Genomic DNA, 16,350 nt, shown 5'->3' on the forward strand with positions numbered 1-16,350 from the left:
CCAGTGATCATGTTCTTCACATAGTCAGCGTGACCTGGGCAGTCAACGTGAGCGTAGTGACGGATCAGCGAGTTGTATTCAACGTGCGCGGTGTTGATGGTGATACCACGAGCTTTTTCTTCCGGTGCACTGTCGATCTTGTCGAAGTCAACGATTGCCGAACCGAAAACCTCGGAGCAAACGCGAGTCAGAGCAGCAGTCAGAGTGGTTTTACCGTGGTCAACGTGACCGATGGTGCCAACGTTGACGTGCGGTAGGGAACGATCAAATTTTTCTTTAGCCACGACAATTAACTCCTAGCCTAAAGGGGCTGAATCAGCCTTGTTTTTTGGTAACAGACTCGACGATGTGCGACGGGGCTGTATCGTATTTTTTGAATTCCATAGAGTAGCTTGCGCGACCCTGAGACATGGAACGAACGTCGGTCGCATAACCGAACATCTCACCCAGCGGAACCTCGGCACGAATTACTTTGCCGGACACTGTGTCTTCCATACCTTGGATCATGCCGCGACGACGGTTAAGGTCGCCCATCACATCACCCATATAGTCTTCAGGCGTAACAACCTCTACCGCCATGATCGGCTCGAGCAACTCACCACCACCCTTCTGGGCCAGTTGCTTGGTCGCCATGGAAGCAGCCACTTTAAACGCCATCTCGTTGGAGTCGACGTCGTGGTAAGAACCATCGAACACGGTAGCCTTCAGGCCGATCAGCGGATAGCCGGCAACAACGCCGTTCTTCATCTGCTCTTCGATACCTTTCTGGATAGCCGGGATGTATTCCTTAGGAACAACACCACCTACTACTTCGTTCACGAATTGCAGACCTTCCTGACCTTCGTCAGCAGGAGCAAAACGGATCCAGCAGTGACCGAACTGGCCACGACCGCCGGATTGACGAACGAACTTGCCTTCGATTTCACAGTTCTTCGTGATGCGCTCACGATACGAAACCTGAGGCTTGCCGATGTTGGCTTCGACGTTGAACTCACGGCGCATCCGGTCAACCAGGATGTCCAGATGCAGCTCGCCCATGCCGGAGATGATCGTTTGACCCGTCTCCTCATCAGTTTTAACGCGGAAAGAAGGGTCTTCCTGAGCAAGTTTGCCCAGAGCAATACCCATTTTTTCCTGGTCATCCTTGGTCTTAGGCTCTACGGCAACCGAAATAACCGGCTCCGGGAAGTCCATGCGAACCAGGATGATTGGCTTGTCAGCGTTGCAGAGGGTTTCACCAGTGGTGACGTCCTTCATGCCGATCAGGGCCGCGATGTCACCAGCGCGTACTTCCTTGATCTCTTCACGGGCGTTTGCGTGCATTTGCACCATACGACCCACGCGCTCTTTCTTGCCTTTAACCGAGTTGATCACGCCGTCGCCGGAGTTCAACACGCCCGAGTAAACGCGGACGAAGGTCAAAGTACCCACGAATGGGTCGGTAGCGATCTTGAACGCCAGAGCCGAGAAAGGCTCGCTGTCGTCTGCATGACGCTCCATCTCTTCTTCCTCGTTATCAGGGTTGGTACCCTTGATAGCAGGAATATCAGTTGGCGCAGGCAGGTAGTCGATAACGGCGTCGAGAACCAGGGGAACACCCTTGTTCTTGAAGGAAGAACCGCAAACAGCCAGAACGATTTCGCCAGCGATAGTACGTTGACGCAAAGCAGCTTTGATCTCTTCGATCGACAGCTCTTCGCCTTCCAGGTACTTGTTCATCAGCTCTTCGTTGGCTTCGGCGGCAGCCTCAACCATGTTGTTGCGCCACTCTTCAGCCAGCTCTTGCAGCTCAGCAGGAATGTCCTTGCGAACAGGGACCATACCTTTGTCAGAGTCGTTCCAGTAGATAGCTTGCATGTTGATCAGATCAATCTGACCCTGGAAGTTATCTTCGGAACCGATAGCCAACTGAATCGGCACCGGAGTGTGACCCAGACGCTGCTTGATCTGACCGATCACGCGCAGGAAGTTAGCGCCAGCACGGTCCATCTTGTTTACGTAAACAAGACGCGGAACGCCGTATTTGTTGGCTTGACGCCATACGGTTTCCGACTGAGGCTCAACACCCGAAGTACCGCAGAACACAACGACAGCGCCGTCGAGTACGCGCAGGGAACGCTCAACTTCAATGGTGAAGTCTACGTGGCCCGGGGTATCGATTACGTTGAAACGGTGCTCGTGCGAGTACTGCTTCTCGGAACCTTTCCAGAAGGCGGTAATGGCAGCAGAAGTAATGGTAATACCACGCTCCTGCTCCTGCACCATCCAGTCTGTGGTCGCGGCGCCATCATGCACCTCGCCCATTTTGTGACTTTTGCCGGTGTAAAAAAGGACGCGCTCGGTGGTGGTGGTTTTACCAGCATCCACGTGAGCGACGATACCGATGTTACGGTAGCGACTAATCGGAGTAGTACGAGCCATAAAGCCCTCGCAAAATTAGTGAAGCTAAAATTAGAAGCGGTAGTGCGAGAAAGCTTTGTTGGCTTCGGCCATACGGTGCACGTCTTCACGCTTCTTAACAGCAGCACCTTTACCTTCAGCAGCATCCAGCAGCTCGCCAGCCAAACGCAGAGCCATAGACTTCTCGCCACGCTTACGGGCGAAGTCTACCAACCAGCGCATTGCCAGAGCGTTACGACGGGAAGGACGAACCTCGACCGGAACCTGGTAAGTAGCACCACCAACGCGGCGCGACTTCACTTCGACCAGCGGAGCGATGGCGTCGAGTGCTTTTTCGAAGAGTTCCAGGGGATCGGTGCCAGCCTTACGGGTCGCAACGGTTTCCAGGGCACCATAAACGATACGCTCGGCAACGGCTTTCTTGCCGCTTTCCATAACGTGGTTCATGAATTTGGCGAGGATCTGGCTTCCGTATTTCGGATCGTCCAGAATCTCACGCTTTGCTGCTACGCGACGTCTTGGCATGATAAGCCCTCAAGCGGTCTTCAGGTTAGCTCGGGACAGATCCAATGGATGCGTGCCCGACCTTACTCTTATCGACTCAATAAAATAAAAATCTGCAAAACGGCCGATTACTTCGGACGCTTGGTACCGTACTTCGAACGACCTTGGTTACGACCTTTAACGCCGGAAGTATCCAGGGAGCCGCGAACGGTGTGGTAACGAACACCTGGCAAGTCTTTTACACGACCGCCGCGGATCAGTACCACGCTGTGCTCTTGCAGGTTGTGGCCTTCACCACCGATGTACGAGGAAACCTCGAAACCGTTGGTCAGACGCACGCGGCATACTTTACGCAGTGCCGAGTTAGGTTTTTTCGGCGTGGTGGTGTACACACGGGTGCACACGCCACGACGTTGCGGGCAGTTCTGCAGCGCAGGCACGTCGGATTTCTCGACGATACGCTTACGCGGCTGACGTACCAGCTGGTTGATAGTTGCCATCTACTAGCTCCACTGTTGTCTTGCGACGCTATTGTCTTGCAAGAAAAGCAAAATGGCAGGAACGAATTCCCGCCAAATTTAGGGGATCAAGAGTCTAAAGAGGATCTTGTCCCCAGTCAAGGCAAGGCCCCGACCTCCCCGCCCTTCGAGCCTCGACAAATTGTCTCGATTCGATGAACGGAGCGATCAGGGCCTTACACTCATATATCGCAGAACTCAGTTACCGCTCGAGTTCAGCGCTTCGGTCAGTGCAGCTTCCACTTCACTGGCGCTTACGCGCAACGGCTTGTCTGCTTCACGACGACGCTTGCGCTCGCTGTGATATGCCAGACCGGTACCGGCCGGGATCAAACGACCCACGACTACGTTTTCTTTCAGGCCGCGCAGGTAATCGCGCTTGCCGGTGACGGCTGCTTCGGTCAGTACACGGGTGGTTTCCTGGAAGGAAGCCGCCGAGATGAACGATTCGGTCGACAACGACGCCTTGGTGATACCCAGCAGAACGCGGGTGAACTTGGAGACAAACTTGTCTTCCGCGCCCAGACGCTCGTTCTCTACCAATACGTGAGTCAATTCCATCTGGTCGCCCTTGATGAAAGTGGAATCGCCGGATTCAGCGATTTCAACCTTACGCAGCATCTGACGCAGAATGGTCTCGATGTGCTTGTCGTTGATCTTCACGCCTTGCAGACGGTAAACGTCCTGGATCTCGTTAACGATGTACTTGGCAAGCGCGCTCACACCCAGCAAACGCAGGATGTCGTGCGGATCGCTAGGACCGTCGGAGATAACTTCGCCGCGGTTTACCTGTTCGCCTTCGAACACGTTCAGGTGACGCCACTTCGGAATCAGCTCTTCGTACGGGTCAGTACCGTCGTTCGGGGTGATAACCAGACGGCGCTTGCCTTTGGTCTCTTTACCGAACGCGATAGTGCCGCTGACCTCAGCCAGAATCGACGCTTCTTTCGGACGACGAGCTTCGAACAAGTCGGCAACACGCGGCAGACCACCGGTGATGTCGCGGGTTTTCGAAGTCTCTTGCGGGATACGAGCGATAACATCACCGATCGCAATCTTCGCACCATCCGCAACACCGACCAGGGCGTTCGCTGGCAGGAAGTACTGAGCGATAACGTCAGTGCCTGGCAGCAACAGATCCTTGCCATTGTCGTCGACCATCTTCACTGCAGGACGGATTTCCTTGCCGGCAGCTGGACGATCTTTCGCATCAAGTACTTCAATGTTGGTCATACCGGTCAATTCGTCAGTCTGACGCTTGATCGTGATGCCTTCTTCCATGCCCACGTAGGTCACGGTACCTTTCATTTCGGTAACGATTGGGTGAGTGTGCGGATCCCACTTGGCCACGATTGCGCCAGCGTCGACCTTGTCACCCTCTTTAACCGAAATCACAGCACCGTACGGCAGCTTGTAACGCTCGCGCTCACGACCAAAGTCATCAGCGATTGCCAGCTCACCGGAACGGGATACAGCAACCAAGTGACCATCCACTCGCTCAACGTGCTTCAGGTTGTGCAGACGGACGGTACCGCCATTCTTGACCTGAACGCTGTCGGCTGCGGAAGTACGGCTTGCCGCACCACCGATGTGGAACGTACGCATTGTCAGCTGGGTACCCGGCTCACCGATGGACTGGGCAGCGATTACGCCGACCGCTTCACCGATATTCACCTGATGACCACGAGCCAGATCACGGCCGTAGCACTTGGCACAAATGCCATAGCGGGTTTCGCAGCTGATCGGCGAACGCACGATCACTTCGTCGATGCTGTTCAGCTCGATGAACTCAACCCACTTCTCGTCTACCAGAGTGCCGGCAGGAACGATAACGTCCTCGGTACCTGGCTTGAATACGTCACGGGCAATAACACGACCCAATACGCGCTCACCCAACGGCTCTACAACGTCACCGCCTTCAATGTGCGGAGTCATCAACAGACCGTGTTCGGTGCCGCAATCGATCTCGGTTACAACCAGATCCTGCGCCACGTCTACCAGACGACGAGTCAGGTAACCGGAGTTCGCAGTTTTCAACGCGGTATCCGCCAGACCTTTACGAGCACCGTGAGTGGAGATGAAGTACTGAAGTACGCTCAAACCTTCACGGAAGTTCGCAGTAATCGGCGTTTCAATGATGGAACCGTCCGGCTTGGCCATCAGACCACGCATACCGGCCAGCTGACGAATCTGTGCTGCGGAACCCCGCGCACCCGAGTCGGCCATCATGTACATCGAGTTGAAAGACTCTTGATCGACTTCAACACCATGACGGTCGATGACTTTCTCTTTCGAGAGGTTGGCCATCATCGCCTTCGAGACTTCGTCGTTCGCTTTCGACCAAAGGTCGATCACTTTGTTGTACTTCTCGCCCTGGGTAACCAGGCCGGAGGCGTACTGGCTCTCAATCTCTTTCACTTCGTCGGTGGCAGCACCGATGATGCGGGCTTTTTCATCCGGGATAACGAAGTCGTTAACACCGATGGAAACGCCGGAAATGGTCGAGTAAGCGAAACCGGTGTACATCAACTGGTCAGCGAAAATTACGGTCTCTTTCAAACCAACCACGCGGTAGCACTGGTTGATCAGCTTGGAGATCGCCTTTTTCTTCATCGGCAAGTTGACGACGTCGTACGACAGACCTTTCGGCACAACCTGGAACAGCAGCGCACGACCGACGGTAGTGTCGACGATACGGGTGCCGCTCACGCTGTTGCCGTCACGATCGTTGACGGTTTCGTTGATACGTACTTTAACCTTGGCGTGCAGTGCGGCTTCGCCGGCACGGAACACACGGTCAACTTCCTGCAGATCCGCAAATACACGACCTTCGCCTTTGGCGTTGATCGCTTCACGAGTCATGTAGTACAGACCCAATACAACGTCCTGCGACGGAACGATGATTGGCTCACCGTTGGCTGGCGACAGAATGTTGTTGGTCGACATCATCAACGCGCGCGCTTCCAACTGGGCTTCCAGTGTCAGCGGTACGTGCACGGCCATTTGGTCGCCGTCGAAGTCGGCGTTGTACGCGGCGCAGACCAGCGGGTGCAGCTGAATAGCTTTACCTTCGATCAGTACCGGTTCAAACGCCTGGATACCCAGACGGTGAAGGGTCGGTGCACGGTTGAGAAGTACCGGGTGTTCGCGAATCACTTCAGCGAGAACGTCCCAAACCTCTGGCAGCTCGCGCTCGACCATTTTCTTGGCCGCTTTGATGGTGGTCGCGAGACCGCGCATTTCCAGCTTGCCGAAGATGAACGGCTTGAACAGCTCAAGAGCCATCTTCTTAGGCAGACCGCACTGGTGCAGACGCAGGGTCGGGCCTACGGTAATTACCGAACGACCGGAGTAGTCAACACGCTTACCGAGCAAGTTCTGACGGAAACGACCCTGCTTACCCTTGATCATGTCAGCCAGGGATTTCAGAGGACGCTTGTTCGAACCGGTGATAGCACGGCCACGACGACCGTTGTCGAGCAGTGCATCGACAGCTTCCTGCAACATACGCTTTTCGTTGCGCACGATGATGTCCGGAGCGGACAGATCCAGCAGGCGCTTCAAACGGTTGTTACGGTTGATCACTCGACGATACAGATCGTTGAGGTCGGAAGTCGCGAAACGACCGCCATCCAGCGGGACCAATGGACGCAGATCTGGCGGCAGAACCGGCAGAACGGTCAGCACCATCCACTCTGGAAGGTTGCCGGAACCCTGGAAGGCTTCCATCAACTTCAGACGCTTGGACAGCTTCTTGATCTTGGTTTCAGAGTTGGTTTGCGGGATTTCTTCACGCAGACGGCCAATCTCGTGTTCCAGGTCGATAGCGTGCAGCAATTCGCGGACAGCTTCAGCACCCATACGGGCGTCGAAATCATCACCAAATTCTTCCAGCGCTTCGAAGTACTGCTCGTCGTTCAGCAGTTGACCTTTTTCAAGGGTAGTCATGCCCGGGTCGATAACGACATAGCTCTCGAAGTAGAGAACGCGTTCGATATCACGCAGGGTCATGTCCATCAGCAAGCCGATACGCGACGGCAGCGATTTCAGGAACCAGATGTGGGCAACCGGCGAAGCCAGTTCAATGTGCGCCATGCGCTCACGACGAACCTTGGCCAGTGCAACTTCAACGCCGCACTTCTCGCAGATCACACCACGGTGCTTCAAGCGCTTGTACTTACCGCACAGGCACTCGTAATCCTTTACCGGGCCAAAGATCTTGGCGCAGAACAGGCCGTCACGCTCAGGTTTGAACGTACGGTAGTTGATGGTTTCCGGCTTTTTAACTTCACCGAACGACCATGAGCGGATCATCTCAGGCGAGGCCAATCCAATACGGATGGCGTCGAACTCTTCGACTTGACCCTGGTTTTTCAGCAAATTCAGTAGGTCTTTCAAGGCCTTTCCTCCTGGCGGAGCAGAGAGCGGGCAATTCTGCCCCGCTCTCGATTCGCGTCACGTGTTATTCGGTTTCCAGATCGATATCGATGCCGAGGGAACGAATTTCCTTGATCAACACGTTGAAGGACTCGGGCATGCCCGGCTCCATACGGTGATCGCCATCCACGATGTTTTTGTACATCTTGGTACGGCCGTTCACATCGTCCGACTTCACTGTGAGCATTTCTTGCAGAGTGTAAGCAGCACCGTATGCTTCCAGTGCCCAGACCTCCATCTCCCCGAAACGCTGACCACCGAACTGCGCCTTACCACCCAACGGCTGCTGGGTAACTAGGCTGTACGAACCGGTAGAACGAGCGTGCATCTTGTCGTCTACCAAGTGGTTCAGCTTCAGCATGTACATGTAGCCAACGGTAACTGGACGCTCGAATTTGTTGCCGGTACGGCCATCAGTCAGCTGCATCTGGCCGCTTTCCGGCAGGTCTGCCAGTTTCAGCATGGCCTTGATTTCGCTTTCCTTGGCGCCGTCGAACACTGGGGTAGCCATTGGAACGCCGCCACGCAGGTTCTTCGCCAGATCCAGGATTTCCTGATCGGAGAAGCTGTCCAGATCTTCGTTACGACCGCCGATCTGGTTGTAGATCTCGTCAAGGAAGGTGCGCAGTTCAGCGACTTTACGCTGCTCTTCGACCATCCGGTTGATCTTCTCGCCCAGACCTTTGGCCGCGAGGCCCAGGTGGGTTTCAAGGATCTGACCAACGTTCATACGCGAAGGTACGCCCAGTGGGTTGAGGACGACGTCGACCGGGGTGCCATTGGCATCGTGCGGCATGTCTTCAACCGGCATGATCACGGAGACCACACCTTTGTTACCGTGACGACCGGCCATCTTGTCGCCCGGCTGGATGCGACGACGGATTGCCAGGTAAACCTTGACGATTTTCAGCACGCCTGGAGCCAGGTCATCGCCCTGCTGCAGTTTGCGCTTCTTGTCTTCGAACTTGTCGTCCAGCAGACGGCGGCGATCAACGATGTAGGCCTGAGCCTTCTCGAGCTGCTCGTTCAGAGCATCTTCAGCCATGCGCAGTTTGAACCACTGACCATGCTCAAGACCGTCGAGCACTTCGTCGGTAATGTCCTGACCTTTCTTCAGACCAGCGCCGCCTTCAGCCTTGTGGCCTACCAGAGCGGAACGCAGACGTTCGAACGTCGCGCCTTCAACGATACGGAACTCTTCGTTCAGATCCTTGCGGATCTCGTCCAACTGGGTCTTCTCGATCGACAGAGCACGAGCATCACGCTCAACGCCGTCACGGGTGAAGACCTGTACGTCGATGACAGTACCTTTGGTACCAGTAGGTACACGCAGGGAGGTGTCTTTAACGTCGCTGGCTTTTTCACCGAAGATTGCACGCAGCAGTTTTTCTTCCGGAGTCAGCTGGGTCTCGCCTTTCGGAGTGACCTTACCCACCAGGATGTCGCCTGCGCCAACTTCAGCACCTACGTAAACGATACCGGCTTCGTCCAGCTTGTTCAGTGCAGCTTCACCCACGTTAGGGATGTCCGCAGTGATTTCCTCTGGCCCAAGCTTGGTGTCACGGGCCACACAGGTCAGTTCCTGAATGTGGATCGTGGTGAATCGATCTTCTTGAACAACTCGTTCCGACAGGCAGATGGAGTCTTCGAAGTTGTAACCGTTCCAGGCCATGAACGCGATGCGCATGTTCTGACCCAGTGCCAGCTCACCCATATCGGTGGACGGACCGTCAGCCATGATGTCGCTACGCTGAACCCGATCACCTTTACGCACCAGCGGACGCTGGTTGATGCAGGTGTTCTGGTTGGAGCGGGTGTATTTGGTCAGGTTGTAGATGTCGACACCAGCTTCGCCGGTTTCAACTTCGTCATCAGCAACACGAACCACGATACGGCTAGCATCAACAGAGTCGATCACGCCACCACGACGAGCAACGACGCAAACGCCGGAGTCACGAGCTACGTTACGCTCCATGCCGGTACCTACCAGCGGCTTGTCAGCGCGCAGGGTGGGTACAGCTTGACGTTGCATGTTCGAACCCATCAACGCACGGTTGGCGTCATCGTGCTCGAGGAACGGAATCAACGACGCTGCAACCGAAACTACCTGCTTCGGCGAAACGTCCATCAAGGTGACTTCTTCAGGCGCCTTAACGGTGAATTCGTTCAAGTGACGAACAGCTACCAACTCATCGATCAGCGTTTTCTTGTCGTTCATCGTGGCCGAAGCCTGAGCGATCACGTGATCAGCTTCTTCGATGGCAGACAGGAACACGATCTCGTCAGTGACCAATGCGTCTTTCACCACGCGGTACGGGCTTTCCAGGAAGCCGTACTGGTTGGTGCGCGCATAAGCAGCCAGGGAGTTGATCAGACCAATGTTCGGACCTTCCGGCGTTTCAATCGGGCATACACGACCGTAGTGAGTCGGGTGTACGTCACGAACTTCAAAGCCGGCGCGCTCACGAGTCAGACCGCCAGGGCCGAGCGCAGACACACGACGCTTGTGGGTGATCTCGGACAGCGGGTTGTTCTGGTCCATGAACTGAGAGAGCTGGCTGGAACCGAAGAACTCTTTCACCGCCGCAGCCACTGGCTTGGCGTTGATCAGGTCTTGCGGCATCAGGCCTTCGCTTTCAGCCATCGACAGACGCTCTTTGACCGCACGCTCAACGCGTACCAGGCCAACGCGGAACTGGTTCTCGGCCATTTCGCCTACGCAGCGAACACGACGGTTACCCAAGTGGTCGATGTCATCGACGATACCTTTACCGTTACGGATGTCGACCAGAGTCTTCAGTACCGCGACGATGTCTTCCTTGCACAGCACACCCGAACCTTCGATCTCGGTACGACCGATACGACGGTTGAACTTCATCCGGCCGACCGCAGACAGGTCATAGCGCTCAGGGCTGAAGAACAGGTTATTGAACAGGGTTTCGGCAGCGTCTTTGGTTGGCGGCTCGCCTGGACGCATCATTCGATAGATCTCGACCAGCGCTTCCAATTGGTTGCTGGTGGAGTCGATCTTCAGCGTGTCAGAAACGAACGGACCGCAGTCGATGTCGTTTGTGTACAGGGTCTCGATGCGAACGACTTGAGCCTTGGCGATTTTGCCGAGGATCTCAACGTTCAACTCGGTGTTGCACTCAGCCAGGATTTCGCCAGTAGCCGGATGCACGATGACCTTGGCAGTGGTGCGACCCAGGACGTAGTCCAGAGGCACTTCCAGCGTCTTGATACCGGCCTTTTCGATCTGGTTGATGTGGCGCGCAGTAATACGACGGCCAGCTTCAACAATGACCTTGCCTTTTTCATCTTGGATATCCAGAACGGCAATTTCACCACGCAGACGCGATGCAATCAGCTCCAGGCTGAGGGTTTCGCCGCTCAGGTGGAATACGTTGGTGGTGTAGAACGCGTCCAGCACTTCTTCGGTGGTGTAGCCGAGCGCGCGCAGCAGTACCGAGGCCGGCAGCTTGCGACGACGGTCGATACGCACGAATACGCAGTCTTTCGGATCGAACTCGAAGTCCAGCCACGAACCGCGGTAAGGGATGATGCGCGCGGAGTACAACAGTTTGCCGGAGCTATGCGTCTTGCCGCGGTCGTGGTCGAAGAACACGCCCGGGGAACGGTGCAGCTGGGAAACGATTACACGCTCGGTACCGTTGATTACGAAGGTACCGTTCTCAGTCATCAGGGGGATTTCACCCATGTAGACTTCTTGCTCTTTGATGTCCTTGATCGCTTTGTTCGACGATTCTTTGTCGAAAATGATCAGGCGCACTTTTACCCGCAAAGGTACGGCGTAAGTTACACCGCGCAATACGCATTCTTTGACATCAAATGCCGGTTCGCCCAGGCGATAACCGACGTACTCCAGCGCAGCATTGCCGGAGTAGCTGATGATCGGGAAAACGGATTTGAAGGCCGCATGCAGGCCCACGTCGCGGAACTGATCTTTAGTCGCTCCCGCTTGCAAGAATTCACGATACGAATCCAGCTGGATGGCCAGGAGGTACGGCACATCCATGACGTCCGGCAACTTGCTAAAGTCCTTGCGGATACGTTTTTTCTCAGTATATGAGTAAGCCATCAGCGTTCCCCAGCTTGGTCACCTGCTTGTTTGGCCCCTCCCGACGGGAGCAGCCAGAAAATCGTGCAAACCCCATGGTTTGCGCCACCACATCGGGTGGTTAAAGCACCTTTATCAGCACCGACCCAGTCGGCTGCCAATAACGGAAAAAGGCCGGTGGCAAGAGCCACCAGCCATCAGCCTGTCGCTTTACGCTCGGGCTGGAGGAGCAAAGTCGAAAATTATTTCAGTTCGACTTTAGCGCCTGCTTCTTCCAGCTTCTTCTTAGCGTCTTCAGCAGCTTCTTTCGAAACGCCTTCAGCTACAACCTGAGGAGCGCCGTCTACTTTCTCTTTGGCTTCTTTCAGGCCCAGACCGGTCAGTTCACGAACTGCCTTGATCACGTTAACCTTCTTCTCGCCAGCTTCCAGCAGAACAACGTTGAACTCGGTTTGCTCTTCAACAACAGCGGCAGCAGCAGCTGGACCAGCAGAAGCAGCAGCAGCAGTAACACCGAAGGTTTCTTCCATCGCTTTGATCAGCTCAACGATTTCCACTACGGATTTCTGGCCGATTGCTTCGATGATTTGTTCGTTAGTCAGAGACATGACTCAATTCCTGAATTGGGGGACGGCCTACGCGACCATCGAAATAAACAAAAAACGCGAGAAGTTGACGAGCCTTAGGCTGCAGCAGCTTCTTTCTGGTCGCGAATTGCCGCCAGAGTACGAGCCAATTTGCTGGTAGCGCCTTGAATCACGCTCATCAGCTGAGAAATTGCTTCGTCACGGGTCGGCAGAGTTGCCAGTACGTCGATCTGATTAGCTGCGAGGAACTTGCCCTCGAACGCAGCTGCCTTGATCTCGAACTTGTCCTGACCCTTGGCAAACTCTTTGAAAATACGGGCAGCAGCGCCCGGATGTTCGTTCGAGAATGCAATCAGGGTCGGGCCGGTGAACACGTCGTTGAGGACACTGTATTGAGTGTCAGCAACAGCGCGCTTGAGCAAGGTGTTACGTACAACACGTACGTAAACGCCAGCTTCACGAGCCTCTTTACGGAGTCCGGTCATTGCGCCTACTGTTACGCCACGTGCATCAACCACGACAGCGGACAGAGCGACTTTGGCAGCCTCGTTGACTTCAGCGACGATGGCCTTCTTGTCTTCGAGATTAATTGCCACGGGTTTAACTCCTGCTTGTTACCGTTTCATTCGATCGAAACCGAATGTCGTTTTGGTGTCTGATTCGGTAAGGAACCGGGAGCACCATCTGCGTAGGCTTATGGTTTAAGACTTGCGTCGCCTACGGTCTTGGATAGCCCCCGCCAGGCAGGGACCCCAATCTTTCAATTGGCGCGATCAATCGCGCCAACCTGTGTCTTACGCGTCCAGCGAGCTCTGATCGATAACCAGACCTGGGCCCATAGTGGTGCTCAGGGTAACGCGCTTGACGTAAATACCTTTCGAGGAAGCTGGCTTGATACGCTTCAGATCAGCGATCAGCGCTTCAACGTTTTCCTTCAGCTTGACGGCGTCAAAGCCCATCTTGCCAACGGAAGTGTGGATGATGCCGTTTTTATCGGTGCGATAACGAACCTGACCAGCTTTAGCATTCTTAACCGCTGTAGCTACGTCTGGAGTTACGGTGCCGACTTTCGGGTTAGGCATCAGACCACGTGGACCAAGGATCTGGCCCAGTTGACCCACAACGCGCATGGCATCCGGGGATGCAATCACTACGTCATAGTTCAGGTCGCCGCCTTTCATTTCGGCAGCCAGATCGTCCATACCTACGCGGTCAGCGCCGGCGGCCAGAGCGGCTTCAGCAGCTGGACCTTGGGTGAACACAGCAACGCGAACGGTCTTGCCAGTGCCGTGTGGCAGCACAGTAGCGCTACGAACAACCTGGTCGGATTTACGCGGGTCTACACCCAAGTTTACAGCAACGTCAAACGACTCGCTGAACTTGACGGTCGACAGCTCAGCCAGCAGAGCAGCGGCGTCTACAATATTGTAGGCCTTGCCTGCTTCGATTTTGCCGGCGATAGCCTTTTGACGCTTGGTCAGCTTAGCCATTACACACCCTCCACGTTAAGGCCCATGCTACGAGCAGAACCGGCGATAGTACGCACGGCTGCATCCATATCAGCTGCAGTCAGATCCGCGTTTTTGGTTTTCGCGATTTCTTCCAGCTGAGCACGGGTAACAGTGCCAACCTTAACGGTGTTCGGACGAGCGGAACCGCTGGTCAGACCGGCCGCCTTCTTCAGCAAAACCGAAGCAGGGGTGGATTTGGTTTCGAAAGTGAAGCTACGGTCGCTGTAAACAGTGATGATCACTGGAGTTGGCAGACCTGCTTCAAGACCCTGAGTACGGGCGTTGAAAGCCTTGCAGAACTCCATGATGTTCACGCCGTGCTGACCCAGTGCAGGACCAACAGGTGGACTTGGGTTAGCCTGAGCGGCCTTCACTTGTAGCTTGATGTAAGCGGTAATCTTCTTGGCCATGAGGCACTCCAATTACGGGTTCAAACGCCTCGAAAGGCTCCCCGGTTACTTGCGCGTTTATCCCAGTGACGACAAAACCCCACAGCCTAGGGCTGTGGGGTTGGGATGCTTGCCCAGCTAGACCTTTTCGACCTGACTGAACTCCAACTCTACCGGGGTAGAGCGACCGAAAATGAGCACTGCCACTTGGATCCGGCTCTTTTCGTAATTAACCTCTTCAACGACGCCATTGAAATCAGCAAATGGACCATCATTGACTCGCACCGTTTCACCAGGCTCGAAGAGAGTCTTAGGCTTAGGCTTGTCGCTACCATCAGCAACACGACGCAGAATTGCTTCCGCCTCTTTATCAGTGATCGGCGCTGGCTTATCAGCAGTACCGCCGATAAAACCCATCACCCGAGGCGTATCCTTGACCAAGTGCCAAGTACCCTCGTTCATGTCCATCTGAACCAGCACATAACCTGGGAAGAACTTACGCTCACTTTTGCGCTTCTGGCCATTACGCATTTCAACCACTTCTTCAGTGGGAACCAGAATTTCGCCGAAGCCATCTTCCATGCCAGCCAGCTTCACTCGCTCAACAAGCGAGCGCATCACATGCTTCTCGTAACCCGAGTAAGCATGCACAACGTACCAACGCTTAGCCACGGGACACCCTTAGCCGACAATCAAGGAAACAAGCCAGCCGAGCAGGGAATCAAGCCCCCACAACAGCAACGCCATAACCAAAACAACAGCCACTACGATTAGCGTGGTCTGCGTGGTTTCTTGGCGAGTTGGCCAAACGACTTTACGAATCTCGGTGCGAGCTTCCTTAACCAGTACAAAGAAAGACTTGCCCTTCGCAGTTTGCAGACCTACAAAGGCAGCTGCAGCAGCAATTACAAGCAATGCGAGCACACGGTACAGGATCGGCGAAGCAGAGTAATACTGATTGCCAACAACGCCAACAACCACCAAAGCAACTACTACAAGCCACTTGAGCAAATCGAAGCGAGAGCCTTGAGCTTCAGCTTTAGGAGTCATCTATGAAGATCCTGTGAAAAGAAAGCCAGACACACCGAGTGAATCTGGCAGGTCAGGAGGGAATCGAACCCCCAACCTACGGTTTTGGAGACCGTCGCTCTGCCAATTGAGCTACTGACCTAAAACAAAATCAGGCCGACCATTATGCCGGCCTGAAAAATACATTACAACCGATTATTCGATGATCTTGGCTACGACGCCAGCGCCGACGGTACGACCGCCTTCACGGATAGCAAAGCGCAGACCGTCTTCCATAGCGATGGTTTTGATCAAGGTGACAACCATTTTGATGTTGTCGCCTGGCATTACCATTTCTACGCCTTCCGGCAGCTCGCAGTTACCAGTTACGTCGGTAGTGCGGAAGTAGAACTGTGGACGGTAGCCTTTGAAGAACGGAGTGTGACGACCGCCCTCTTCCTTGCTCAGCACGTACACCTCAGCTTCGAACTTGGTGTGCGGCTTAACCGAACCCGGCTTAACCAGAACCTGGCCACGCTCAACGTCGTCGCGCTTGGTACCGCGCAGCAGAACGCCGCAGTTCTCGCCAGCACGACCTTCGTCGAGCAGCTTACGGAACATTTCAACACCGGTGCAGGTGGTGACGGTAGTGTCACGCAGACCAACGATTTCCAGTGGATCTTGAACCTTGACGATACCGCGCTCGATACGACCGGTCACAACAGTACCACGACCCGAGATCGAGAATACGTCTTCGATTGGCATCAGGAACGGCTTGTCGATAACACGCACTGGATCCGGGATGTAGCTATCCAGAGTCTCAACCAGTTTACGAACGGACGTGGTGCCCATTTCGTTATCGTCTTTACCTTCCAGAGCCATACGAGCAGAACCGATGATGATCGGAGTGTCGTCACC

At 54.7% G+C, this 16,350-nt stretch carries 13 protein-coding genes and 1 tRNA gene; all 14 read right to left on the reverse strand.

All coding sequences use genetic code 11. The features are described from left to right. Positions 1-284 (reverse strand): GTP-binding protein (locus K5E40_RS33175; protein WP_311775998.1); only part of this gene is annotated, 284 nt, incomplete at its 3' end. A 31-nt stretch (positions 285-315) separates the two neighbouring features. Next, the gene (fusA, locus tag K5E40_RS33180; RefSeq protein ID WP_221734315.1) at positions 316-2,421 is read right to left on the reverse strand and encodes an elongation factor G; all 2,106 of its coding nucleotides are present in this window, start codon (positions 2,419-2,421) and stop codon (positions 316-318) included. Between the two features lie 30 nt (positions 2,422-2,451). Beyond that, positions 2,452-2,925 carry a 30S ribosomal protein S7 gene (rpsG, locus tag K5E40_RS33185; RefSeq protein WP_007916467.1) on the reverse strand — a complete coding sequence of 158 codons (474 nt, stop codon included), beginning with the start codon at positions 2,923-2,925 and terminating at the stop codon, positions 2,452-2,454. 107 nt (positions 2,926-3,032) lie between these two features. Beyond that, entirely contained in the window at positions 3,033-3,404 is a 372-nt protein-coding gene (gene rpsL / locus K5E40_RS33190; protein WP_003186084.1) for a 30S ribosomal protein S12, read from the reverse strand. Positions 3,405-3,620: 216 nt separating this feature from the next. Further along, positions 3,621-7,820 (reverse strand): DNA-directed RNA polymerase subunit beta', encoded by a 4,200-nt coding sequence (gene rpoC, locus K5E40_RS33195; RefSeq protein WP_042561345.1) that lies wholly within the window; start codon positions 7,818-7,820, stop codon positions 3,621-3,623. A 64-nt stretch (positions 7,821-7,884) separates the two neighbouring features. Next, entirely contained in the window at positions 7,885-11,958 is a 4,074-nt protein-coding gene (gene rpoB / locus K5E40_RS33200; RefSeq protein WP_221734316.1) for a DNA-directed RNA polymerase subunit beta, read from the reverse strand. 221 nt (positions 11,959-12,179) lie between these two features. Continuing rightward, entirely contained in the window at positions 12,180-12,545 is a 366-nt protein-coding gene (gene rplL, locus K5E40_RS33205) for a 50S ribosomal protein L7/L12 (protein WP_003228750.1), read from the reverse strand. 74 nt (positions 12,546-12,619) lie between these two features. Further along, positions 12,620-13,120: a 50S ribosomal protein L10 gene (rplJ, locus tag K5E40_RS33210; RefSeq protein WP_008081912.1), complete on the reverse strand. Its 501-nt coding sequence runs from the start codon at positions 13,118-13,120 to the stop codon at positions 12,620-12,622. Between the two features lie 198 nt (positions 13,121-13,318). Continuing rightward, positions 13,319-14,014, reverse strand: a complete 696-nt coding sequence (gene rplA, locus K5E40_RS33215; RefSeq protein WP_007916481.1) for a 50S ribosomal protein L1 — start codon at positions 14,012-14,014, stop codon at positions 13,319-13,321. Then, positions 14,014-14,445 (reverse strand): 50S ribosomal protein L11, encoded by a 432-nt coding sequence (gene rplK / locus K5E40_RS33220; RefSeq protein ID WP_003228756.1) that lies wholly within the window; start codon positions 14,443-14,445, stop codon positions 14,014-14,016. Before rplK ends, rplA begins: the two co-directional genes overlap by 1 nt. A 117-nt stretch (positions 14,446-14,562) precedes the next feature. Then, positions 14,563-15,096 carry a transcription termination/antitermination protein NusG gene (gene nusG, locus K5E40_RS33225; protein ID WP_007916492.1) on the reverse strand — a complete coding sequence of 178 codons (534 nt, stop codon included), beginning with the start codon at positions 15,094-15,096 and terminating at the stop codon, positions 14,563-14,565. Between the two features lie 9 nt (positions 15,097-15,105). Next, positions 15,106-15,474 carry a preprotein translocase subunit SecE gene (gene secE / locus K5E40_RS33230; RefSeq protein ID WP_221734317.1) on the reverse strand — a complete coding sequence of 123 codons (369 nt, stop codon included), beginning with the start codon at positions 15,472-15,474 and terminating at the stop codon, positions 15,106-15,108. A gap of 45 nt (positions 15,475-15,519) precedes the next feature. Next, positions 15,520-15,595 (reverse strand) — tRNA-Trp (locus K5E40_RS33235). Between the two features lie 53 nt (positions 15,596-15,648). Continuing rightward, positions 15,649-16,350, reverse strand: a 702-nt coding sequence (locus K5E40_RS33240; protein WP_260456234.1) for an EF-Tu/IF-2/RF-3 family GTPase, incomplete at its 5' end; no start/stop codon positions are given.

This window comes from Pseudomonas baetica (assembly GCF_019733355.1).
Lineage (GTDB): Bacteria > Pseudomonadota > Gammaproteobacteria > Pseudomonadales > Pseudomonadaceae > Aquipseudomonas > Aquipseudomonas baetica_A.